Annotated in this window: 20 protein-coding genes; 8 read left to right on the plus strand and 12 right to left on the minus strand. The window is 59.8% G+C overall.

Features of this window, described 5'->3' with window-relative positions:
- The first annotated feature begins 84 nt into the window (after positions 1–84).
- From BW950_RS05675 to BW950_RS05685, 3 genes are all read left to right on the plus strand, one after another.
- Complete coding sequence (locus tag BW950_RS05675) at positions 85–1206, plus strand: ABC transporter ATP-binding protein (RefSeq protein ID WP_076488331.1); 1122 nt, start codon at positions 85–87, stop codon at positions 1204–1206.
- Positions 1207–1322: 116 nt separating this feature from the next.
- Positions 1323–3128: a methyl-accepting chemotaxis protein gene (locus BW950_RS05680; RefSeq protein ID WP_143559136.1), complete on the plus strand. Its 1806-nt coding sequence runs from the start codon at positions 1323–1325 to the stop codon at positions 3126–3128.
- Positions 3129–3275: 147 nt separating this feature from the next.
- Positions 3276–3857, plus strand: a complete 582-nt coding sequence (locus BW950_RS05685) for a hypothetical protein (protein WP_076488333.1) — start codon at positions 3276–3278, stop codon at positions 3855–3857.
- 16 nt (positions 3858–3873) lie between these two features.
- Here BW950_RS05685 and BW950_RS05690 read toward each other — a convergent pair whose 3' ends face one another.
- From BW950_RS05690 to BW950_RS05700, 3 genes are read right to left on the minus strand one after another with little or no spacing between them, the layout of a single operon-like run.
- Positions 3874–4824 (minus strand): hypothetical protein, encoded by a 951-nt coding sequence (locus tag BW950_RS05690; RefSeq protein ID WP_076488334.1) that lies wholly within the window; start codon positions 4822–4824, stop codon positions 3874–3876.
- 20 nt (positions 4825–4844) lie between these two features.
- Positions 4845–5993, minus strand: coding sequence for an SPL family radical SAM protein (locus tag BW950_RS05695; RefSeq protein WP_143559137.1), 1149 nt, complete (start codon positions 5991–5993; stop codon positions 4845–4847).
- Entirely contained in the window at positions 5929–7014 is a 1086-nt protein-coding gene (locus BW950_RS05700) for a hypothetical protein (protein WP_076488336.1), read from the minus strand. Before BW950_RS05700 ends, BW950_RS05695 begins: the two co-directional genes overlap by 65 nt.
- Positions 7015–7047: 33 nt before the next feature.
- On the opposite strand from BW950_RS05700, the gene BW950_RS05705 reads away from it, so the two are divergent.
- Together BW950_RS05705 and glgP are read left to right on the plus strand one after the other, a co-directional pair.
- A complete protein-coding gene (locus BW950_RS05705) occupies positions 7048–8409 on the plus strand; it encodes a homoserine dehydrogenase (protein WP_234969032.1) in 1362 nt (453 codons plus the stop codon).
- Between the two features lie 33 nt (positions 8410–8442).
- Positions 8443–10986, plus strand: coding sequence for an alpha-glucan family phosphorylase (gene glgP / locus BW950_RS05710; protein WP_076488338.1), 2544 nt, complete (start codon positions 8443–8445; stop codon positions 10984–10986).
- Between the two features lie 107 nt (positions 10987–11093).
- Here glgP and BW950_RS05715 read toward each other — a convergent pair whose 3' ends face one another.
- Positions 11094–11801, minus strand: coding sequence for a DUF554 domain-containing protein (locus tag BW950_RS05715; protein ID WP_076488339.1), 708 nt, complete (start codon positions 11799–11801; stop codon positions 11094–11096).
- A gap of 56 nt (positions 11802–11857) precedes the next feature.
- Here BW950_RS05715 and BW950_RS15075 point away from each other — a divergent pair, with 56 nt between their 5' ends.
- Together BW950_RS15075 and BW950_RS05725 are read left to right on the plus strand one after the other, a co-directional pair.
- On the plus strand, positions 11858–12373 hold the full coding sequence (locus tag BW950_RS15075) for an outer membrane protein assembly factor BamD (RefSeq protein ID WP_159438731.1): 516 nt from the start codon (positions 11858–11860) through the stop codon (positions 12371–12373).
- A complete protein-coding gene (locus tag BW950_RS05725) occupies positions 12348–13616 on the plus strand; it encodes a galactokinase (RefSeq protein ID WP_159438732.1) in 1269 nt (422 codons plus the stop codon). The genes BW950_RS15075 and BW950_RS05725 overlap by 26 nt, the downstream gene beginning before the upstream one ends.
- Positions 13617–13642: 26 nt before the next feature.
- On the opposite strand, the gene BW950_RS05730 is transcribed toward BW950_RS05725, so the two are convergent.
- The 4 genes from BW950_RS05730 to BW950_RS05745 form a co-directional block, all read right to left on the minus strand.
- Positions 13643–14479, minus strand: coding sequence for a TerB family tellurite resistance protein (locus BW950_RS05730; RefSeq protein WP_159438733.1), 837 nt, complete (start codon positions 14477–14479; stop codon positions 13643–13645).
- Positions 14480–14582: 103 nt separating this feature from the next.
- Complete coding sequence (locus BW950_RS05735) at positions 14583–16082, minus strand: phytoene desaturase family protein (RefSeq protein WP_076488343.1); 1500 nt, start codon at positions 16080–16082, stop codon at positions 14583–14585.
- 34 nt (positions 16083–16116) lie between these two features.
- Positions 16117–17859 (minus strand): formate--tetrahydrofolate ligase, encoded by a 1743-nt coding sequence (locus BW950_RS05740; RefSeq protein WP_076488426.1) that lies wholly within the window; start codon positions 17857–17859, stop codon positions 16117–16119.
- A gap of 98 nt (positions 17860–17957) precedes the next feature.
- Positions 17958–18575, minus strand: coding sequence for a hypothetical protein (locus BW950_RS05745; protein WP_076488344.1), 618 nt, complete (start codon positions 18573–18575; stop codon positions 17958–17960).
- Between the two features lie 156 nt (positions 18576–18731).
- On the opposite strand from BW950_RS05745, the gene BW950_RS05750 reads away from it, so the two are divergent.
- A complete protein-coding gene (locus BW950_RS05750; protein ID WP_076488345.1) occupies positions 18732–19040 on the plus strand; it encodes an antibiotic biosynthesis monooxygenase in 309 nt (102 codons plus the stop codon).
- Here BW950_RS05750 and BW950_RS05755 read toward each other — a convergent pair.
- From BW950_RS05755 to BW950_RS05780, 4 genes are read right to left on the minus strand one after another with little or no spacing between them, the layout of a single operon-like run.
- Complete coding sequence (locus BW950_RS05755) at positions 19037–19987, minus strand: ATP-binding cassette domain-containing protein (RefSeq protein ID WP_076488346.1); 951 nt, start codon at positions 19985–19987, stop codon at positions 19037–19039. The two genes, BW950_RS05750 and BW950_RS05755, sit on opposite strands and share 4 nt — an antisense overlap.
- Positions 19984–21048 (minus strand): ABC transporter ATP-binding protein, encoded by a 1065-nt coding sequence (locus BW950_RS14845; RefSeq protein ID WP_094336460.1) that lies wholly within the window; start codon positions 21046–21048, stop codon positions 19984–19986. Before BW950_RS14845 ends, BW950_RS05755 begins: the two co-directional genes overlap by 4 nt.
- A complete protein-coding gene (locus BW950_RS14850) occupies positions 21045–22151 on the minus strand; it encodes an ABC transporter permease (protein ID WP_076488347.1) in 1107 nt (368 codons plus the stop codon). Before BW950_RS14850 ends, BW950_RS14845 begins: the two co-directional genes overlap by 4 nt.
- Positions 22148–23248: an ABC transporter permease gene (locus BW950_RS05780; RefSeq protein WP_076488348.1), complete on the minus strand. Its 1101-nt coding sequence runs from the start codon at positions 23246–23248 to the stop codon at positions 22148–22150. Before BW950_RS05780 ends, BW950_RS14850 begins: the two co-directional genes overlap by 4 nt.
- Positions 23249–23260: the final 12 nt, after the last annotated feature.

Raw genomic sequence — 23260 nt, forward strand, 5'->3', positions numbered from 1 at the left:
TTTCGCCCCGACGACCACTAGGATTTGACAGTTCAACAATCTCAGCCTACACTGACACCCGATAAAATATTTTGGAGGTGCCCTATGGCAACGGTAGATTTGAAAAACATCAACAAGGTGTACGACAACGGGTTTCATGCAGTAAAAGACGCAAACATCCATATCAAGGATCGGGAGTTTGTGGTTCTGGTTGGTCCCTCGGGGTGCGGAAAGACCACAACCCTCCGTATGGTGGCAGGGCTTGAGGACATCAGCTCGGGCGATCTCACCATTGACGAGAAACGGGTCAACGACACTCCCCCAAAAGACCGGGATATCGCCATGGTTTTCCAGAACTATGCCCTCTATCCCCACATGACCGTCCACGACAACATGGCCTTTGGTCTGAAAATCCGGAAGTTCGACAAGGCAGACATTCAGGCCCGGGTCAACGAGGCTGCCCGTATCCTGGATATCGAGGCTCTTCTGGACCGCAAGCCCAAGCAACTCTCGGGAGGCCAGCGCCAGCGCGTTGCTGTGGGTCGCGCCATCGTGCGTCATCCCAAGGTGTTCCTCTTCGACGAGCCCCTCTCCAACCTGGATGCAAAGCTCCGCGTTCAGATGCGGGCAGAGATCTCCAGCCTTCACACCCGGCTCAACGCAACAATGATCTACGTTACCCACGATCAGGTTGAGGCCATGACCATGGGAGACAAGATCGTCGTGATGAAAGACGGGGTGATCATGCAGATCGGAGATCCCCTGACCCTCTACAACTATCCCACCAACCGCTTCGTTGCCGGCTTCATCGGCTCTCCCGCCATGAACTTCCTCACCATGAAAGTGACCGAGGAAAACGGCAAGCTCTACGGTGACGAGGGCAACTTCAAGATCGAACTCACCGGCAAAGTGGCCCAGGTTTCCAAGGACAAGGTCGGCAAGGAGATCATCTTCGGCATCCGTCCCGAAGACATGGTCTATGCTGCCGACGATGCCCCCGAAAACACAACCATAAGCGCTTCTGTCGAGGTGGTTGAGCCCCTGGGAGCGGAGATCCACATCTATGTGAACACCGGCAGCAACCAGCTGGTGGTGCGTGTTCCGCCCTCACATATGGTTCAGGTGGGCGATTCCATAAAGCTCACCCCCAACATGGAGAAGGTCGTGGTCTTCGATATCGAGACCGAGGAAGCTCTCAACATCGACATCGATCCTTTTCAGCAGTAAAAGGGCCCTCCCGCAGCGGCTGAGCCGTGGCGGGATTCCTTCCCCCACCAAACCGGTCGTGCCCGCCAGGGCAGGCCGGTTTTTTTGATTGCCTAGAACCGGGTTCCTGGCATATCATGGATGTACTTATGACAGCCCTGCCCTACGATCAGACAGAAACTCTCGTTCAATCGCTGAAATCAATCGAGAAAGACACGGAGAAGGTCTTTCTGGAACTCTCCCGCGCCCTGCCCGCCCTGGTTCAGGAGATGCAGCAAAGCCTGACCCGCTCCGATGACGCAATTCGGACCATGGCCGATACTCAAGGGGCCACCGCACCGGGGAGTTCCGGATCCAGCACCCTTCTGGCCGAGACGAACCGGGCGGTCCGGGACTGGGAATCCCGATTCCAGGCCCTTTCAGAGCGGGAGACAGCGCTCTTCGATCAGCTGCGATCGGCTGTGACCAGTCTGGAAACCATTTCCTCATCGATCGATCAGATCAAACTCGATAGCGAAGACATGGAAATCGTCTCCCTCAACGCCATGACAGTGGCCCTCAAGGCAGGGAACGCCGGACGAGCCTTCAGCTACATTACAGAGGAGCTCAAGCGTCTCTCCAACAAGACAATCGCCCTGAGCGATACCGTCTCCAAGGCTGGTAAGGATCTCATCAGCAGCTTTTCGGGGTTTGAGAATGAACTGGAGGAGACCCGGTCTGCCCAGGAGTCGTTCTTTGTCTCCTTCCAGACCCGCATGACCCAAAGCTTTGAAGATTTTGAACGCGCCGTGGAGAGCCTCATCACAGGGTCCCAGGAGTTACGGGATAAATCACGGGATCTGAAGCAACCGATCAACCGAATGATGGAAGCGATTCAGCTTCAGGATTTGATTCGGCAATCAATCGACCACATCATCATGGCCCTGGAAGTAATCAAGCCCGAGGAAACCCTTGAGGGCCGCTCGGAACTTCTCGATGAACTGGCTTTCCTCAGGCAGATTCCTCCTTTGGCAGAATCCCTGATCGAGGATGTGGCCCGCCAGATTGATGAAAGCCTGGGCACCTTCATGACCCTCACGGTGGATGCAGAAGAGCGCCTGGAAGAGCTGGACCGGGAACGGAAAGAGTTCGTGAGAGGAACGGTAGTTCTTCCCAACAAGGAGGAGATCTCCTTCGATGCTCTCATGACAGAGATCTCGGGGATCCTTGAAGAGCTGGTGAGCGATCTCAACACCAATCTCCGCCGAAAAGCCCACCTGCTCTCCCAGTCCGAGATGATCACCGGCAATGTGGAGGAGCTGCAGAATACCTTCCGCACCTTCCATACCCTGGTGAACCGCTTCCGCAGCATAGACATTGCAGCCCGGATTGAGGTGGCAAAACAGAGCGTCCTCCGCGCCATGGGCACAAGCACGGAGCACATGACAAAACTCACGCAAAAAATCGGCAACGACGTAGAAAGCTCACTGACCGTCACCCAGGAGTTTATCGAGTCCACAGCCACGGTCATGGACAATTACCGCACCCTCTACCAGGAGGAGGCCCGTTTTGCCGATACCTTCCAGCAGGACATGAAAGATCACTATCGCCATCTTGAGGCAAGCCGGGAACAGGTCAACAAGATTATCAGCGGATTCTCCCTCTTCACAGAGCGATTTTTTGCTGTTTTCAGGCAAAGCAAAGAGAACGGAAAAAAGCTGCAAAACACCAGCAGCGAAATTCGGCGTCTCAAGGAGCAACTGGCGGCCATGAGGCACACCATCGAGACCCGCTATCAGGAAGTCCTGAAAGAGGAGAACCTGGAGGACTGGACCATTGAGGACACCCGATTGCGGGAGATCATCGAACGGTTCACCATCTTCACCCACAAGCAACAAGCCGGGGAGCTCGCCGGGTTCACCGTGGAAGATGGTGTTGCCTCAGGCGATGTGACCCTTTTTTAAAAAAGCGGAAAGGGGCCACGCAACCGTGGGCCACCGGTATCACACAGTACACAACTGCCGGCTTTTTGCAGTATTATAGTGATATCCGGTTTTTATTTTGCCGGTTTTTATTTAGCAATGGTATTTGGCACGATGTGAAAAAAGACGATGTACACTCACTTTGATCAACGCTTTGGGTACACCACCTCGACAATCCACCCGGGAGAGTATTACTCCACCGGCGAAGACATCATAATCGCTACGATTCTCGGCAGTTGCATCGCCGTGGCATTCTACGACCCTGTAAAAATGCAGGGCGGGATGAACCACTTCATGCTTCCCGGCGAACTCCACAGCTCTGACTACTACCGGGAGTCATCGGGCCGCTACGGTATGTTCGCCATGGAGCTCATCATCAACGATCTCATCAAAAAGGGATCACGGCGGGAAAACCTGGTGGCCAAGGTCTTCGGTGGGGGCCATGTCCTTCACAATACCAGTAGCGGGCGAATCCCTGAAAGCAACATAAAGTTTGCCCTGGATTTTCTTGAAACCGAGAAGATTCCCGTTGTCAGCAAAGATGTGGGCGGCTACGAAGCGAGAAAAGTCCTGTTTTTTGCCCGGACATCGCGGGTACTGCTGAAACGCTACAAGGGACACATGATCAAGCCTGTGGAACGGGAAGAGACAGCCTACCTGGAACGGATCAAGAAGAAAAAAGACGATCAGTCCAAGGCTACCTTCTTCTGAACCTCCAGGCCCGCGCTTACCGAGCGGGCCTGAAAGAAAAGGCCTTTAAAAGCCGCAGGGCCTCACCGAGGGAACGCAGCGCTTCATCGGGATGAGGAATCTCCGCCACCCCCTGGGCCTCGGCGTGGGCGTAGAGGGGCCCAAAAGCAAGAACAGCCTTCCAGAGAGTGTTCAGAGCATCACCCGTCAAAGGCCCGGAGTACACCCTCAGGACAGATTCCTCCAGAAGCTGCTCCAGATTCTCCCGGGCCCGGGTAAAGCGATCCTCTCCTGCGGTACCAACCCCGTCTTCCCTCAAATCAAGGGATCGCTCCTGACCACTTCCCAGAACCGCCAGGAGTTCCGCTCCCCGCTGGAGCTCAAACCGCCCTCGCAGTACCTTGATGCGGAGACTGTCGCCCCCGGAAGCATTGCGCTCCACCTCCACCTCACCCCGACCCGAGAGGAGAGTCTCTCCCAGGGAGAGCAGGAGCTCCTGTCCCTGATCGTCGATCCACCGGACCCTTCCATGAAGCAACTCGAAGCGGGTTTCCGAAACCACGATCACCATCGACGCTGGAGATGCCTCGAGAAGCCCCTGATAGCCCGGCAGACGACGGATTTCCAGGGTCCGTCCCACGGGGGCCACCAGATCGTAGGGCTGAAGCGAAAAGGCTCGTCCCTGCCGGGGCAGTTCCAGAACTCCCGGCCGCACGAGCGTCCCCGCCTGGCCGTAGCGAACCACCCGCACCGTCTCGCCCCGAAGGCTCCCCCCCTGGAGCTCCCGAACAAAGAGGTCCAGCGTCTCCTGACGGGCAGGAACTCGCGGCGCCCGAAAGGGTGGAGGGGCTTCCTCCGCCCCCAGTCCGACAGGAACGCCTCCAGCTCCTGCAAAGAGGCACCACACCAGGAGAATCCCCGCGAAGGGCCTTCGTACGAAGGAACCGGGCCGGAACAACCTTCGTAATGTCACCTTTCCTTCTGCCATGAACGCCTCCATTGCAAGGTCTACCACGTTATCCCGCACCCCCGCTCGAACCCCTCGAGAGGCCGCATGATCGGCTTCAGGGAGGCGGACCGATCCGGAGCGCTCCGCTCCCGGAGAAAATCGCGCCAGACAGAGGAGCTCTCCATACAGAGATACACCGGTGCTGCAGGAAGGGCCTGGCGAAGCTGATCCCGCATGAACCGGTAGATTCCGGCACGCAACGGCTGGAGATAGCGCATCTTTCCGTCGCGGCATTGGACGAACTCCTCCAGAGCGTAGGGCCGTTCTTCTATCGCGCTGCGCAAGGACAAGGGATACCGGAGCGTTCCCAGACTCACCCACTCCACAGGAGCCGCTGAAAACTCTCCGAGAAGCTTCACCACCTCACCGTAAGCTTCGCGCCACCCGGAATGATATATTATCGGATCAAAATGGAACGCTAGGCGATATCCCTTCTCCAGGGCGCACCGGGCGGCGGCGAGCCGTTCGTTCAGGGTCGCTGCCCACCCCTCTTCCCGAGTCACCACGCCGGGCGGGTTCAGGGAAAACCCCACCACCAGGGACGATCCCCGAGGAACCTCGGGCAGATGCTCCACGTAATCGGTCTTGGTCTTCAGCTCGAACCGGAGATTGGGAATATCTGCAAAGGCCTCTACAAACTGGCGGGATATGTCAAAGAGGGGATCATAGAGGAGACTGTCACCCACCTCACCGGTCCCCACACGCACCGTCGCGCCTGGCCGCTCCCGGGCAAGGCGGCGAATCCGCTCAAGCTGGGTCTGGTGGGGCAGAAGGACCTCGAGAGTTCTGTTGCGAAGATAGCTCTGCATGATGCAATAGGTGCATCCCAGGGTACAGCCGACATAGGTGTTCAGGGTGAGATAATTGCAGCACCGGTGCCCCTGGGTGCCCGGACAGGGGCCAAAATCTGCGGGGCCTCCGGGACGCACCACCACGGTCTCGGCGCAAGCCACTTCGGGAGGCAGGGAATCCCGGGAACTCCCGGCCACTTCATCCCAGGAGCGTGAGGCGACAGGCAAATTCTGCCGGGCAATGCGCTGCTCCACCCTCTGCCGCAGGGCAGATCCCTCAACATCGGGGAGATCAGGGTGCCAGAGAATCGTCGAGAGGGTCTTGGAATAGTAGTTCCAGCAATTCATCCAGTTCATGCTCCATCTTCTGCACCGCTCCCAGGCGGCGCCGCAATTCGTCTACCGACCCCACTTCGAAAGATATCCGGTAGCGCGATCCCTCAAAACGGGGAGGTGGCTCCAGCCGGACACCGCTTCCCCGCAAGAGGCCCTGCTGAACCGCCTGGACAGCCCCCTCGAGGCGGCGCAACCGGGGATAGCGGCAGTTCAGAAGCTCCCGAAAGGCCTCCTCGGCCCGGCCCCCACTGCCAGCGTTTTCCCGGGAGAACGCTCGGAGAATCTCCTCGAGGGAGGCCTTCTTCCCTCCCCGGCAGAGGTCGTCCGCCGCTGTGAGGAACTGGCGACGACGGCTGAACGAGAGAGGCTCTGCCAGTTCCAGCACGGACCGCAGGAGCTCCCCGGGAAGTCCCGAGACCCGTTCAGCCGTCCGCATATCCAGAAGGTCCCTCTCCAGAGCTTCCTGCAGACGTTCCGGCAAAGCCCGATACCGCACTATCAAGGGCCCCACGGGCCGGGAGGGGCTCACCAGATCATCGGGATCGTCGGCGCCGATCTCGCGGGCTGCCTGGTAAATCCGGTCCATCTCGCGCCAGCTGTAGCGGCCGGCCCGGGCTTCCTGGGCCAGGGCCGTGCGCAACAGCGAGGAGTCACCCTTCTCCATATCCACCAGCACCGCCGGGAGGAGATCGTCCCCGGAGAGTCTCTCCAGAAGACAGTGCCCCCAGACCAGACAAAGCGGAGTCTCCACATCGGGTATCTCCCGGTCTGCCTGATCCGGCTCTTCCCTGCGGGAGTTCCCGTTGCGAAAGAAACCCGCCAGATCTTCCCGAGGCCGCCCTGCTTCGAGGGAGTCGGGCAAGAGAGCGATCACCAGGGGACGTATCCCTGCCACCGCTCCGGCTGAGTCCTTCCCCGCCGATGCATCACCGGGAGAAAGTTCGCCTGGAGGACGATCAAAGAGATCAAATCGGGGATCCGTCCCGGCGATCTTCCGTGCAACATCAGCCGAGACCAGGGTAATTCCAATTGATTGCACCATAGGTATCGCGAAGCATAGCAGGGACCCTCCTCGTTGACAACGACAGGAACAGTCCGTACCATGCGCCCCATGAGTGCCAGAAAGCGTATCCGGGCTGCCCTTGTGGGATGTGGAACTGTGGGAGGGGCAACGGCCCGCATCCTTCTTCAGGATAAGGAGCTGCTCCTGCGCCGCAGCGGCGTGGAGGTTGAGCTTGTTGCCCTGGTGGACAAATCGTTTGATCATGCCCGCAGCCTGGGGATCCCGGAAGATATCTTTCGCTCCGACCTGGACGAGGTCCTGGCCGATCCCACCCTGGATGTGATTATCGAACTGGCAGGAGGAGTGGAGTTTCCCCGAACCCTGATATCCCGCGCCCTGGATGCAGGAAAACATGTGGTCACGGCAAACAAGGCACTCCTGGCGCTCCATGGCCGGGAACTCTTTGCCAAAGCCCGGGAAAAGGGCCTTACCATCGGCTTTGAGGCCAGCTGCGCCGGGGGCATCCCCGTTATCCGGGCCATAACGGACGGGCTCCTGGCCAACGAGATCGACGCAATCTACGGAATTCTCAACGGAACAAGCAATTATATTCTCAGCGAAATGATCCACAAAGGCAGTTCCTACGCCGATTCCCTGGACCAGGCCCAGCAGATCGGCCTGGCCGAGGCAGATCCCAGCCTGGACGTCCAGGGCGGAGACACGGCTCACAAGATCGCCATCATGAGTTCCCTGGCCTTTGGAATCTCCCCGGAGTTCACCGATATACCCGTGTCGGGGATCGACAATCTCGATGAACAGGACGTGCTCGCCGGCAGGGATCTGGGGTACGTGGTGAAGCTTCTCGCCGTGGCGCACCGCACCCCCCTGGGCGTTGCCATGTGGGTGGGCCCTGCGTTCATTTCCCGGGAGCACCCCCTGGCCTGGGTGGAAGGCCCCTTTAACGCCGTGAGCATCTACGGCCACGCCGTGGGCCATACCCTCTTCTACGGCCGGGGAGCCGGAGGAGACCCCACGGCCAGCGCGGTAATCTCCGATATTCTGGGCCTTGCCCTGGGTATCACCCCTGCCCTCTTTGGCCACACCGGCTTTTGGCCCGACCGAAACGGCGAGACCCGCCAACTTCCCGCAGGAAGCGAAGAACTCAGGTTCTACCTGCGCATCATGGCCGTGGACAAACCGGGAGTGCTGGCGGCAATCAGCACCATCCTGGCCAGGGAGCAGATCAGCATTGCCAGCCTGCACCAGAACGAACAGGCCCGGGGGCAGGAGCTCATTCCGGTAGTAATCACAACCCACACCTGCACCCGGCAGGCCATGAACCGGGCCGTCCAGGAGATCAACGCCCTGGATATAACAGGTGCAGGGGCCGTTCTTCTGCCTATTGTTGACGAACATCCCGAGAAAATCAGTTGACATAACGGGGCCACATCCATACCGTTTGTTGGTATGAAATACCAAGAATTTACCGTGAGCCCCCAGATCCCCAAGGATCTCAAACCCCTGGAAGAGATCGCCCACGATCTGTGGCTCAGCTGGAACCACGACGCGCTCAACCTTTTCATCAGGCTTGATTTCGACGCTTGGGTAAAAAGCGGCCAGAATCCTGTGCGGATGCTGGGGCTGGTAAGCCAGGAGCGTTACGAAGCTCTCTCCCGGGACGATTCCTACCTGGCAGCCCTGCGGACCGTGGTGGATCGCTTTCGCCGGTATAAATCCGGAAAGGATACCTGGTATCGGGGCTCCCGCAAAAACACCATCGCCTATTTTTCCATGGAGTATGGTCTTGATGTGAGCCTCCCCATCTATTCGGGAGGACTGGGAATCCTCTCGGGGGATCACATGAAGAGCGCCAGCGATCTGGGGCTTCCCCTGGTCGGGGTGGGCCTTCTCTATCAGCAAGGCTACTTTCAGCAGTACCTCAACGCCGACGGGTTCCAGCAGGAAAGCTACCCCGAGAACGACTGGTACAATATGCCTGTCCGGAAAGTGACCCACAAGGACGGCACCGATGTAACGATCACCGTTCAGTTTCCCGCATCCCTTGTCACGGCCTGCGTCTGGGAAGCCCGGATCGGCAGGACCAGCCTCTACCTCCTCGATGCCAACGTGGAGCAGAACACTCCCGAGGATCGGCGGATCACGGCATCGCTCTACGGAGGGGACCGGGAGATGCGGATCAAACAAGAAATACTCCTGGGAATCGGCGGAATCCGGGCGCTTCGAGCCCTGGGAATCAACCCTGCCGTAACCCATATGAACGAGGGCCACTCGGCTTTCCTTGGTCTTGAACGAATCCGTGAGTACGTACACCACCAGGGAATGACCCGTCACGAGGCGATGCAAGCGCTCTGGCCCACCAATATCTTTACCACCCATACTCCCGTGCCTGCCGGAAACGAGCGCTTCGGCATCGATATGATGCACAAGTACTTTCACGCCATCACCGACGGCACGGGCTTCTCCTGGGAGGAGTTTATCGCCCTGGGCAGGGAAAACCCCGCCGATACCCAGGAGCCCTTCTGCATGACCGTCCTGGCGATCCGCCTGAGCGCCTATAACAACGGGGTAAGCAAGCTCCACGGCGAGGTTTCACGCCAGATGTGGCAGCAGATCTGGGAGACTCTCCCCCGGGAAGAGATTCCCATCGGCCACGTTACCAACGGCATTCATACCCGGAGCTTTCTCAGCCCCGAGATGAAAGAGCTCCTGGACCGCTACTTCGGCCCTCGTTTCGACGATGACCCCACGCACCTGGAAATATGGAAGCGAATGGATCGAATCTCCGACGAGGAGCTCTGGCGGACCCACGAGATCAGGAAGAACAAGCTGGTCTCGTTTGCGCGAAAGCGTCTGCGGCAGCAGCTTCTGCGGCGGGGGGCCAGCCAGGTTCAGCAGGCCTTTGCCGAAGAGGTGCTCTCTCCCTATACCCTTACCATCAGCTTTGCCCGCCGCTTTGCAACCTACAAGCGGGCAACCCTGCTCTTTCGCGATCCCGAGCGGTTGCGAAAACTCCTGACCAACCCGGACCGCCCGGTGCAGCTGATCTTTGCAGGGAAAGCCCATCCCCATGATATCCCGGGGAAAAACCTGATCAAGGATATCGTCCACTATGCCAGCGATCCCGAGATCCGCAGCAAGATCGTCTTTCTGGAGAACTTTGATCTGGAGATCGCCAAACATCTGGTTACAGGCAGTGATATCTGGCTCAATACCCCCCGGCGGCCTCTGGAGGCAAGCGGAACCAGCGGCATGAAGGCGGCCATCAACGGAGTGCAGAACTTCTCGGTCCTCGACGGCTGGTGGGACGAAGGGTACAACACCGAACTGGGCTACGCCATCGGGGCGGGTGAGGAATACGCCGACGAGGAGCTCCAGGACGAGATCGAAAGCAAGCTTCTCTACGACCTGCTGGAGCGGGAAATTATTCCTACCTACTACGAGCGGAGTCTGGACGGCCTTCCCCGGGAGTGGATTCGGCGCATGAAGGAATCCATGCGGCAGCTGGGAGGCCAATTTTCCACAAGCCGGATGCTCCTGGAATATGCGGAAAAATTCTATCTCCCCGCGCTCAAAAACTACGACAAGATGAAACGCGATGATTTCAACCAGCCCCGGGAGGTTGCGGCCTATCTGCAGACCCTCCAGTCTCAATGGGAGGGAATTTCTGTCAGCGCGCTCCACGATGAAAACAGCCGGAGCCTGAAGGTTGGTGATTCGTTCTCCGTATCATGCTCGGTTCACCTGGGAGAAATTGCCCCCGACCAGGTGGATGTCCAGCTTTACACGGGTCGGGTCAACTCCCAGGGAGAGCTGGAATCGCCCGAGGCGGTCTCCATGAAACAAAAGGATTCCGATGGGCCGCTCCACACCTATCACGGGAAGGTCCGCTGCAAGCTGGCAGGACGCCAGGGCTACGCGATCAGGGTGATGCCCAACCACCCCGATCTGGTACACCCCTATGTCCCGGGACTCATCGCCTGGAACAGCTGATTCCTGCCCCCCCATCGAGCCTGGAACGCACCGGGCGTTCCGGGCTCGATGTGTACCAGGCATGAGGCGATCCGGAGGTAAAACACCGGCCCCGCAGGCCAGGAAATCTAGAGAATAAACCTGCCGATCCAGGGGTCGGCAGCCACCAGAAGCAACACAATAACGAGGGCCGGCAGGAAGTCGGCTGTCTTGATTTTTCTCAACTCCAGAAGATTCAACCCGATCATCACCACGATGGCACCGCCCACGCCACTGATCTCACTGAGCATCAGGGGGGTCACCAGAGGAGCAAGGAATCCCGCCGCCAGGGTCAACCCTCCCTGATAGAGCAGAATCGGAATGGCCGAGAAACCCACCCCCAGTCCGTAGGCTGCGGTAAGGAGTACCGCCATGGCTCCGTCCATAACAGATTTTGTCAGAAGCAGGGCGTACCGTTGCTCCACCCCTGCCTGAAAGGCCCCGATGATCGCCAGCGCTCCCACGCAGAACAAAACCGTGGCGACCAGGAACCCCTCGGCAAAGGAATGGTCGGACCCGGTGTGGCGGGGGAGTCTCCGCTTGATCATCTCTCCACAGCGGTATATCCGGTCTTCGATCTCCAGAGCCGTTCCCGCCAGCCCCCCTGCAACCAGGGAGATCACCAGAAAGAGAATGCGCTGCGTCTCCAGGGCCATCTGAATCCCCAGAAGAATCGTCACCACACCGATACCGGTAAAGACAACACTCCGGAAATGCCCTCCCAGGCCCTTCCCCGCCAGAAGACCCAGGATCGTCCCCAGAATAACGGCGACAACGTTCACAACTGTAGCTATCATGGAGAGTGATTCTATCGAGCTTGCAGGAGCTGTGCAAACGTGCTAGCTTTTTCCCGATGACACAGTTGCGTTCCCCCTCCGGAACGAGCCTCCGGGCTCTGGTTTGTGTTCTTTCGCTTCTCCTCTCTCTCTCCGCCCTTGCCGGATGCCAGGGTGCCCCCGAAGAGATACCTCCCGATCTCAGCAGGATGGAGATGTTTCAGCGGGCCCAGGAGGCCGCCGACCGAAACCAGTGGGATCTGGCGCTCCGCTACTACCGGGAGTTTTCCCAGCGGTTCCCCGAGGATCGCGGCGCCATTATGGAAGCCGAGTACGAGATTGCCTTCATTTCCTACAAGCAACGGGATTACACCGAAGCGCGGCAACGCTTCCTGGCGATCCTCGCCACCTATGAGGAAGACACCAGCGGATCCCTGCCGGAATGGCCGCGCGTACTGGCAAACCGTCTTCTGGAAATCATCGCCGAACGAACCGAGGGGGATCAATCTGGAGGGACAGAACCCGATGGAAATGACCCCGAAGGGGAAGGAAATGACCCCGAAGGGAATGAAGATGATACACAGCCTCTCTGACTTTCTGAACCGTGTAACCGACGGCCCCCGGCGCGTAACAGAACTGCGGCGCCGGTACCGCCAGGCCTACGGGGACGACCCCACGGTGGTGGTGAGCGCCCCGGGGCGAACCGAGATAATAGGAAACCATACCGACCATAACAACGGCCGCGTGGTGGCGGCAGCGATCACCCAGGACACACTGGTGGTGGCCGGGCCATCCCAGACGCCCCGGGAAAGCACCCTGCGCCTCCTCTCGCTCGGGTGGGATCAGGAGTTCTCCCTGGATCTGGCTCACCCCGACAGGATGTCCCACGATACGGAACGACTCATGCTGGGGGTGGCCGAGGGGCTGGCCCAGCGGGATCTTCCCGCGCCTCCTTACTGGGGGTGCATGGAGAGCCGGGTTCTCCCGGGAAGCGGTCTCAGTTCATCGGCAGCCCTGGAGGTCGCCCTGGCGGGGGTCCACGGCGCTCTGGCGGGAGTCAATATATCTCCCCTGGAGGCAGCCCTGGCAGGGAAGTACGCCGAGAATACCCACATGAACAAGCCCAGCGGCCTCATGGACCAGCTTGCCTCGGCCTTGGGCGGCATGAACGCCATCGACTTTATCGATCCCGAGGCACCTCGGATTCACCGGATGGAAGTTGATTTCTCCCGCACCAATCACACCCTGGTGGTGGTCCACACGGGAGGCTCCCACGCTGACCTCACCGATGATTACGCCTCGATCCCCCGGGAGATGAAAGCCGTGGCCAAGGCCCTGGAGGCAGAAACCCTCTCGGAGACCTCCCGCAAGGACCTTCTGGCACACCTTTCGTCGCTCCGGGCGCAAGCGGGAGACAGGGCCGTTCTTCGGGCGCTCCACTTTTTTGCCGAGCAGGACCGCGTTTCGGCCTTTGCCGATGCCGCTGACTCACGAAAAACCACCGAACTTCTCCGGATCATCAACGAAAGCGGAGATTCCAGCACCGGACTGTTGCAGAATATCACCGCCGGTGGAGCCTGGCAGGATCAGTCCCTGGGTCTGGGAATCGCCCTGACCCGATCCTATCTGGAACAACGCCAGGCCACCGGGGCTTGCCGCGTCCACGGCGGAGGATTTGCCGGCACCATGCTGGCAATTATCCCCGACGATCTCCTGCCCGAGTATAGCCATGCCCTGGAACGGGCCTTCGGCGAAGGGGCCGTGGTTCCTCTGGAAATCCGCCCCCAGGGACTGATGGCAGCGCAACTCGCCGGCACGGAAGATATCCCGGAATAAGAATGCTTCCGGGATCGCCCCTGAAGTTAGAGGCCGCGATCCCGCTTTATGGTGTTCCAGGCCTCCTGTATTTCCTGAAACCGTTCCGAGGCGTACTCCACAAACTCCTGGGGCATTCCCTGGGCCACAATCCGGTCAGGGTGGTACTCCTGCACCAGTTGCCGATAGGTCTGACGCAACTCATCGTCGCTCGCCTCGGGAGTAAGCCCCAGCACGGAGAAGGCGTAATCGGCTCCCCCCAGATGCTTGTCCCGAATTGCCCGCAGCTCCGCCGCCGAAACTCCCAGCACCGAGGCAACGGAGGAGATGATCTTTTCCTCCTGGGGATGAAACTCCTTATTTGCCAGAGCCGTCTCAAAAAGCATATCGATCAGACTGGCCCGCAGATCCGGCTGGTTTCGGGTGCATTGGGCAAACTGCCGCGCAAAATCTTCTACCGAATAGGGTGAGTTCTTGGCTTCGTTGAAGACCCGGATCGCGAAGGCCCGTTGTTGCCCCGTTACACCCATCCTGTCCAGAAAAGAGATGGCCGCTTCTCCCTGCTCCCGGGTGATTCTGCCGTCGGCCTTGGCCAGTTTTCCCAGAATCGAGAAGAGAGCCAGAAAAAACGCAGCCTGTCGTTCTTCCCGGTGGCGCTGCTCTCCGTGACCCTGGGTCTGTTGTCCCCAGGGAGCCCCCCCTGTCCGAAAGCCCCCCTCCTGAGACCAGACCCGCCGGGAACTCCCCGGCCGGGAGCCACCGGCCTCCTGAGGCTGCTTATCAAAAAGGTGATGTCCGATCGCGGCACCCGCCACCGCCCCCAGGGGGCCACCCCCAATCACGAGACCGATGGTCCCTCCCAGAATTTTTCCGAACCAGCTCATCCTTGTTGCATCCTCTCTGTTTGTTCGCACACTCCGGATCATCGCACACACTCCGGAATGCAGACCACTCCGGGATCAGGAGTTCCGGGGTCGAAAAAGCCCGTCACCGCCCTGCCTGGACACGAGCGGCTGTGACCTCCCCACTGATCATGCTCATGGTTGTACCCGTTCCGGGAAGCGTGTACTGCCCGGCATAGTAAAGATTTGAAACCTTTTTTGACCTGTTTTTCAACCTGAACCAGGCTGTCTGAAAGAGGGTCTGTCCCAATCCGAAGGCGTTCCCCTTAAAGGCGTGATAATCCGCAGAGAACTCCTTCAGGGACATGCTTTCCTGAAACATCAGGTGCTTCCGCAAGGGCCGCCCCGTTTTTTCCTCCATCCGGTCCAGGGCGTGTTCCAGGTAAATCCGACGCTGTTCCGGCGTGTCCTCGAGCCCGGCAGCAACCGGTATCAGGAGAAAAAGCGCCTCTTTTCCCGGAGGAGCGCAGGTTTTGTCGGTCCGGGAGGGCAGATGCAGGTAGAAGAGCGGTTTTTTGATCCACCGGGGCTTCTCATAGACCGCATGAAAATGCTCTTCCCAGGGGGCATCAAAGAAAAAGGTATGGTGCTGAAACTCCTCCAGGGGACGATCGAAGGCAAGGTAATAGTTCACCACAGCCGGCGCCAGCGAGAGGCGATCCCACCGTCCGGGAGAGACCGACCGGTACTCCGGAGGCAGAAGTTGTTGCTCCACATGGTGGTAATCGGCGTTGGCCACCACCAGGTCGAACTCCTCCTGATAGGTCTCGCCCGCCTGGGTTCGAACCGAGGCCGCCCGGACACGCCGGCCCTCCAGGGAGAGCTCCGTGACTTCGTGGCCCAGGCGAAACCGTACGCCCAGATCCTCACAAACCTGTTGCATCGCCCGGGCCACAGCGGAAAACCCTCCCTGGGGATACCAGGTTCCCAGGGAGAAATCAACGTGGTTCATGAGTGTGTACACCGCCGGGGTTTTCCCCGCCCGGCTTCCCAGAAAGACCACGGGAAACTCCAGAATCTTCTGGAGCGCCCCATGGCGCACCTGGCGGCGAACCCGGGAGCCGTAACTCTGGAAGAGGTTTAACCGGGGCAAATGGGGAATTACCCGGGGGTGGAGAAAGTCGGCGATAGAATAATAGTTGCGGAAGACAAAGGAGTCCATGGCCAGGCGATACTTGGCCGCGCAATCCTCCAGATACCGGCTCAGACGGCCTCCGCTTCCCGGCTCGAGTCGCTCGAAGACATCCCGGGCTCCCTGGGGGTCCGCCGGGAGATCCAGATAGTATTCTCCCTCTTCGCCCAGGGGGGAATCAAAGTAGACCCGATAGCTGGGATCAACCCGGTGAATCTCGTAGAACTCTTCCCGGGAGCGACCCATTTCCCGAAACCATCGATCGTGTTCCTGGGGCATCCAGTACCAGCTGGGCCCCATATCAAAGCGGAAGCCCTCCCGGGAAAACTCTCGCGCCCGGCCGCCAACCCAGCTGTTCTTCTCGAGAACCGTTACATCGTAGCCATCCCGGGCAAGGAACGCCGCTGCTGAAATTCCCCCAAACCCCGCGCCAACCACCAACACGCGTTTCATCGATGCCTCCTGCGCCTCCAGCGCCTTGCTTCGGTCAGAACAATCCCTGTACCCGCCCCGTTTCCACATCGATATCGATCCCGCGGAAAGCGGGGACACTGGGCAGGCCCGGCATCGTCCGGATATCTCCAGCCAGGGCGTAGACAAAGCCTGCTCCTGCACTGGGCCGCAACTCCCGCACTGGAAAGATAAAGTTTTCCGGCGCGTTTTTCAAAGCGGGATCGTGACTCAGGGAAAGATGGGTCTTGGCGATGCAGACCGGCATGGTGCCGTAGCCCTCTTCCTCGTATCGGGCAATCTGACGGCGTGCCAGAGGGCTCAGCTCGATGTCCCTGGCCCCATAGACCCGGGTTGCCACGGTACGAAGCTTTTCCTCCAGAGGAAGCGAGAGATCGTAGAGAGGAGAGGGACTGGTGGTCCGGGGCGCATCGGCAGCCCTGGCCACGGCCTCGGCCAGGGCCAGGGCACCTTCACCACCCCGGGCATGATGGTGGGTAACCACCGCGTCGGCGGCCCCCGCCTGAAGAGCCGCGTCGCGAACCAGAGCCAGCTCCCCCTCGGTATCGGTATCGAAGGCGTTCACCGCCACCACCAGGGGAACACCAAAGAGGCCGGCGATCCTGATGTGAGCCCGCAGGTTATCCAGCCCCGATCGCAGGAGCTCCAGGTTTTCCTGGCAGTACTCCTGCGGCAAGGGCCGGCCCGGCGTTACCGCGGGGCCTCCACCGTGCATTTTCAGCGCCCGGATTGTGGCAACCAGCACGACCGCATCGGGCATGAGCCCGCTCACGCGGCACTTGATATCAAAAAACTTCTCCATGCCGATATCGGCACCAAAACCGCTCTCGGTCACCAGAAATCCACCCTGGGTCAAGGCGATCCTGTCGGCCATAACCGAGGAGTTGCCATGGGCAATATTGGCAAAGGGCCCGGCGTGGACAAAGGCTGGTTGCCCCTCCAGGGTCTGGAGGAGGTTGGGCCACAAAGCATCCCGAAGCAGCACCGTGGCCGCTCCAGCAACTCCCAGATCCTCCGTTGTAACCGGTGCCCCCCCGCGATCCAGGGCCACCACGATCCGGCCGATACGCTCCCGGAGATCCCGCAAGTCCCTGGCCAGAGCCAGGACCGCCATAAGCTCGCTGGCAACGGTTATGTCGAACCCGCCCTGGCGAAGAGGGCCATCGGCGAGAGCTCCCAACCCGGTGACAACGGAACGAAGAGAGCGATCGTTCAGATCAACCACACGGTTCCAGGATATTTCGTAGGGATCGATATGAACTTTTTCTATTCCCCGCTTCTGGAAGAACGCATCGGACCAGCGGGATTCGTGATACATCTGGTTGTCAATTGCCGCAGCGATCAGGTTGTGAGCAGCCGTGATGGCGTGGATATCACCGGTGAGGTGAAGGTTGAACTCTTCCATGGGGAGGACCTGGCTGTATCCACCGCCGGCGGCTCCGCCCTTTATTCCGAAGGTCGGGCCTTGCGAGGGCTGTCGGATGGCGCACATTCCTTTTCGGCCAATGGCGCCGAGCCCCTGGGTGAGCCCCACGGTGGTGGTGGTTTTTCCCTCTCCCAGAGGAGTGGGGGTGATCGCCGTGACATCGATATACCGGGAATCGGGGTGGCGTTCACCCCGGGCAACGGCAGGGTCAACCTTGGCAATATTTCTTCCCCAGGGAAGCCACTCCCCCGAGGCGAGTCCAAGCCTGGCCGCGATGGTTTCAATAGGCTCCACCTGGGCGGCCTGGGCAATTTCCAGATCTGATAGACGCATTGTTGTGTTGTACCACAAAAACGGTGTGCCGACAACGAAAACCTGGCCATCCCTCCGGGACTCCCCCTTATCCTGCCGGAGAGTTCCCCCGGGGATACCTAAAAGGGAAGGAAATAACGCACCCCGATGCCAGCTCCAAAGTTGGGAGAGGTATCGGGAACAATTCCCACTCCGGGGGCTATTTCTGCAAAAAACTCCAGGGGCAACTCCTCCAGGGGAAGAACCGAGAGCCCCAAGGGAACCCGCACCTCCACCCGGTGGTCAGAACCGATCCGGTACGAGAGCCCTCCCCCCACGAAGGGAGAAAGATACCGCCCTCCCGCCGTCTCGATGATTGTCAGGTGATAGAGGGCGTTGCTGTGAAGGTACAGACCGGCATCCTCCTGAAACGACCAGGCCACGGCCGCATCAACGGCAAAACCCGTCTCGGTGAACCAGACTTTTGCCGTAAACCCCGAGGGCTCACCCAGAATGATACCACCTCCGATGATCGCCGGCCCCTCGGCAAGCCCCGCCAGATCCACACGGCTCCGTTCCTCGGCCCGGCGATCTGCCTGGCCCCAGAGCGGCGCCGCTCCAAAGATTCCCAGCATCAACACCAGCACCAACACCCGCATCAATACCCCGGGAAGGGCGCCTCCCGAAGAAAGTCCCGGGACCGATCCGGCCCTTATTTTTTTGCTCTCCCTATTCGCGTTCATATTATCTTTGCTCACAGTCTGCTCCTTCGTGTCCGCCTAGGCCTCCGCGGCCGCCTTATTCCATTCCATCAGTCTACCCCAAAGATACGCCGGGAACCTCTTCAGGTCAAAACTTCGGAAGAGCGGAAAAAATTGATTGCGAAACCCTCGCAACTGTCGTACCGTATAGGAATGGAAGTTCGAGTCGTTACCATTTGCGTCAAACCTGAATATTACGACCAATTTGAGGAAGTCACCGCAAAAAATCACGCTGCGTCTCTGGAAGAGCCTGGGGTGGTCCGTTTCGACGTGCTAAAAGATGAACAGAACCCCGGCGTCTACGCGCTCTACGAGATGTACCGTGACTCGGGGGCGATCCTGGCCCACAAGGAGAGCAGACACTATAAAGCCTGGCGCGATCAGGTGGAGCCCATGATGGAGCACCCCCGCCACGGCATGGATTTCACCCTTCTCTATCCGGAGAAAACTGGGAAGGATTAGCCCTCCAGGGAACCCTGAAAGGCGGCGCTCACGCGGTGCCCCGGAGCCACTTCGGTCATGATCAGCTCCCGGGGGTCTTCCACGGGAGGGGCCGTGAGGTCTCCCGTAGCCGGAACGGGCGGCGGCGTCAGCGGTCGTTCCCTGCGGGGCCGTCCCAGGGCAGGCTGAGCCTCGAAGAGGTACCGTGTGTAGGGGTGGAACCGCCCCGCCAGAAGCGCTCCTGCAGGAGCCTCCTCCACCAGAACGCCCCGATACATAACGCCGATCCGGTCACACATATACCCCACCACGGCCAGATCGTGGCCAATAAAAAGCATCGTCAAATTCCGCTCTTCCCGCACCTGGAGGAGCAGGTTCAGTATCTGCCCCTGGATGGAGGCGTCCAGGGCGCTCACCACCTCGTCACAGATAATCACCTCGGGCTCCGTGATAAGCGCCCGGGCAATGGATATTCGTTGCCGCTGCCCCCCCGAAAAATCGGCCGGGCGCCGATCCAGGTCTCCTGCCCGGAGCCCCACCTCTTCCAGTATCCGCCGGGCCTCCACCTCGGCCCGGGCGCGGCCGGGCCAGGAAGGAGCATAGCGGTACCCCGAGAGTAAAACCTCCCGGATAGTCATACGGGGGTTCAGAGAGCGGGCCGGATCCTGAAAAATGTAGCGAATCCGGCTGCGCATCTCCTTGAGGGACCGGCGATCCAGCCGGGAGAGGACAAACTCGCTTCCATCACGACTGCGAAAAGTGATCTCTCCCGCCGAGAGACGCTCCATCCGAACGATCATTCGGGCCGTGGTGGTTTTGCCGCACCCCGACTCGCCCACCAGGCCGTAGATCTCGCCTGGCTCAACGGCGAGGCTCAGACCGTGCACGGCGTGAACAAACCGGTCCTGGCGGGCAAAGAACCCCGCCTCCAGGGGGTACCGCTTTTCCACACGCTCCAGGGTAATCACGGGAGACCTCCTTCACCCTCGGCCGGGGCGGATCCGCCGGGGGGATTCTCCCCCACTCGGGGGAACCGCAAGTCGGGCCCCTTGGGACCGGGAACCAGACACCGAAAGGAGCTCTGCCCTTCTCTTCGCCAGGGCGGAAGCTCCCGGCGACACTGGGCAGTCACCAGAGGACACCGGGGAGCGAAGGGGCACCCCTCCTCGGGGGCCAGAGGGTCAGGCGGTGATCCTGCAAGCCCTCGCAATGGTCCGTCCCGGTGATGCGCCCCCAAGGGCACAAGCCCTCCCAGAAGCGCCTCGGTATAGGGATGCCCCGGTCGGGCCAGAACCTCTCCAGGGGGGCCCTCCTCCAGAATGATCCCCGCGTACATTACCACCAGCCGGTCGGCAAACTCCGAAATCAGCGCCAGATTGTGGGTAATAAAGAGAATCGCCAGATTCCGCTTGCGGCGGAGCTCCAGCAGCAGCTCGATGATCCCCGCCTGGATCGTCACATCCAGGGCGGTGGTGGGTTCATCGGCGATGAGCAACGCCGGTTCGGCCGCAAGAGCATGGGCAATCATGATTCGCTGCAGAAGCCCCCCGGAAAACTGGTAAGGAAAGTTGTCGAGCCTCCTGGCCGGGTCGGGAACCTTTACCTCCTCCAGAAGCCGGATCGACCGTTCCCTCGCTTCGCGGGGAGACATCTCCGGCGCATGGGCGCGCAAGGTCTCTCTCAGGGAGGCTCCCACGGTATAGAGGGGGTCAAAGGAGCGGCCCGGCTCCTGGAAGATCATGGCCGCCTCCTTGCCCCGATACCGGCGCAGAGCCGGGGCCTTCAACCGGGCGATATCTTCCCCGCGATAGAGGATTCTTCCCCCCGTGATCGCTCCGTTGCCAGGCAGGAGCCGCAGGATCGAGTGGGCCGTAACACTCTTGCCACTTCCCGACTCACCCACGACCCCCACAATCTCGCCCTGATCGACCTGAAAGGAGACGCCCCTCACCGCCTGGAGCGTTCCTCCGGAGGTGGCGAAGTCCACCCGCAGCTCCTCCAGGGCAAGCAGCTCTGTGTTCTCTTTCACGAGGAAACCTTCCGTTCCCGGTGGTAGGGATCCAGGAGATCCCGCAGAAGATCACCGATAAAGTTAAAGGCCAGGGTGGCCAGAAGCAGGAAGAGCCCCGGGTAGAGAAACCAGGGAAAGTTTCTCAGGTTTGCCAGCGTGGAAATCTCCCGGTTCAACAGACTTCCCCAGCTCACGGCGGGATCCACGATCCCCAGACCGAGGTAACTCAGAACCGTCTCGCCCAGAATAAACCCGGGGATCCCCAGGGTCACACTCACGATCAGAATGGAAGCCATCTGGGGAATGATATGCCGAAAGATGATCACCAGAGGGGGGATGCTCTCGAGGCGGGCGTTTACCACAAAATCCTCGCGCTTGATGCTGTGCACCAGCCCCCGGATAAGACGGGCGCTTCCGGGCCACCCCACAAAGGAGAGGATCACCGTGATCAGCATAAAGGATTGGCCCGAATCGAGCTCCCGCGAGAGGAGGCTTCTCAGAAAAAGGATCAGATAGAGACCGGGAATGAGGATCACGAACTCGGCGATCCGCATGATCAGCCAGTCGATCCATCCTCCGTAGTAGCCGGCAAACCCTCCCAGAACGATGGCGATCGAGAGGGAGATCGAGATGCCGATGAAGCCGATGGTAAGGGAGATCCTGCTTCCGTAGAGAATCCTCGAAAAGAGATCTCTGCCCAGGTTATCGGCACCCATAAGAAAGACGGGGTAGGTTCGCCCGCCCTGCTGCCAGTCAGCGCCCCGTTCATCGTAGGGTTCGTCCGTTCCAAAAAGCCGAACTGTTCCCGGCAGAACCCCCGTCAGACGATAGGACGGACCGGAGGTGAAGAACCGGATCGGCACGTACTCGCCCCGGACGGGAGCGTAGCGCCAGGTCGATTCATCGATCAGGACGTGCTTCTGCACCTGCGGCCGAAACCCCAGCTCCCGGGAATAGAGGCGAAGGTTGGGCGGGTGATAGGCGTGCTCCCGGAAGACCGTTCCCGCCGGGTAGGGTGCAAAAAACTCCGCCAGGACCATGGTTCCGTAGAGGATCACCAGGACCAGCACGGAGGTTCCCGCCAGGGGGCGACGGAGGAGAAGCCGGCCAAAGCGCTTCATCGGTCTGCTCCAAACTTGATCCGGGGGTCCACCAGCGCAAGGAGGATATCGCTGACCACCATGCCAAAGAGCACCAGAAAGCTGATAAACATGATGTTTGCCAGGACCAGGTTAACGTCTTCCTGACGAACGGCCTCGAACATGAGGCGTCCGATTCCGGGATAGGAGAAGATGATCTCCAGGATCAGGGAGCCCGAAAAGAGGCTCGCCAGGAGGTTTGCGCTGGAAGTGATGTAGGGGTTCAGGGTGTTGCGGAAGGCGTGGGCAAAGTAGACTCGCCGCTCGCTGATCCCCCGGCTGCGCAGGCTCGTTATGTAGGGCTGCCCCAGCTGATCCAGCATGGTGGCCCGGATCATGCGCAGGGTCCCCCCGATGCCACCCAGAAAGGCCCCGATCAGGGGAAGCAGAATATGGTGGAGGTAACTGAAGGTGAACCTCACGGGACCTTCGGACCAGGGAAAATCAGGGTAGGCCGTAATGGGGAAAATTCCCGAAACCGAGGCAAAGAGCTGCAGCAGAATCAGAAGCAGGAGCCCCGGAAAGGCGTGCAGCACCAGAGCCACCACGGAGGCCACCACATCGGTGCGCGTCCCTACCTTGGTACTGAAGTAGATTCCCAGGGCAAAGGAGATGATCGTAAGAAAAAAGAGCGATATCAGGTTGAGGATCAGACTGTTGATCATGCGATCCCGGATCAGGAAGAGCACCGGTGCCCGGGAGATCAGGGTTCGACCCAGATCCCTCTCGACCACTACTCGTCTAAGCCAGGTGGCATACTGGATGTAAAAGGGCTGATCCAGACCAAGCCGGGCCCGGGCAACAGCGATCGCCTCCTCGGTGTACTGGTGATCAGGCTGGCGAAACTCGACGTCCATCATCATCTGGCTGCGCACGTAGGTATCCACGATATCGCCGGGGGTAAGGGCCATGAGGCCGAACACTCCCAGACCGAGAAAAAAGAGGATGGTCACCATGGAGAGCAACCGCCCTGTGATAAACGAAGCCAGGGGGAAGGCTTCGCGGAAGAGTCCCAGAGGGCGAACCAGCCGCCGCAGGAGTTCCTCCGGAGTTGCCCGGAGGCGTCCCGGGGCATTCATGAATCACGACCT

The sequence above is a fragment of the Alkalispirochaeta americana genome (genome assembly GCF_900156105.1).
In the GTDB taxonomy this organism is placed as follows: Bacteria; Spirochaetota; Spirochaetia; order DSM-27196; family Alkalispirochaetaceae; genus Alkalispirochaeta; species Alkalispirochaeta americana.